Source organism: Streptomyces sp. NRRL F-5135 (assembly GCF_000719775.1).
Classification (GTDB): domain Bacteria; phylum Actinomycetota; class Actinomycetes; order Streptomycetales; family Streptomycetaceae; genus Streptomyces; species Streptomyces hebeiensis.
Genome location: NZ_JOHR01000074.1, coordinates 1 through 411, shown reverse-complemented (window position 1 = coordinate 411; position 411 = coordinate 1). Strand labels below are relative to the sequence as shown.

Here is a 411-nt window from a genome sequence, read left to right as displayed (position 1 = left end):
GACATGGACCGCGCCCCGTACAAGCCGCGCGTCCGCGTCGGCGGCGGCTGGAACACGTACAACGCGGTCCGGGGCACGGGCGACATCGACGGCTGGAGCGGCCGCGACGGCATCGCCCGCGACACGGCCGGGAACCTCTGGCTGTACAAGGACACCCCGGCCGCCACCCGCATCAAGATCGGCTGGAGCTGGCAGATCTACAACGCCATCGTCTGACCGGCGCACAGCCGACCGTGCCCTGCCGACCCGTGCTCGGCCGAGCGGCCCTGCCGACCCGTGCTCAGCGGGCGCGGGTGAAGGTGCCCAGGCCCTCCTGGTCCAGGTACTCGACGCGGACGGTCTTCCCGTCCGGGGAGAACGTGACGCCCGTGAGGCCGACGGCGTTCTCGCCGCGGGTCGGGAAGCTGAACG

1 pseudogene is annotated in these 411 nt (G+C 72.5%); it reads left to right on the top strand.

Annotation, left to right across the window (positions count from 1 at the left end):
• Positions 1 to 216, top strand: a pseudogene (locus IG02_RS0135560) (hypothetical protein); the annotation flags it as partial.
• Positions 217 to 411 lie beyond the last annotated feature (195 nt).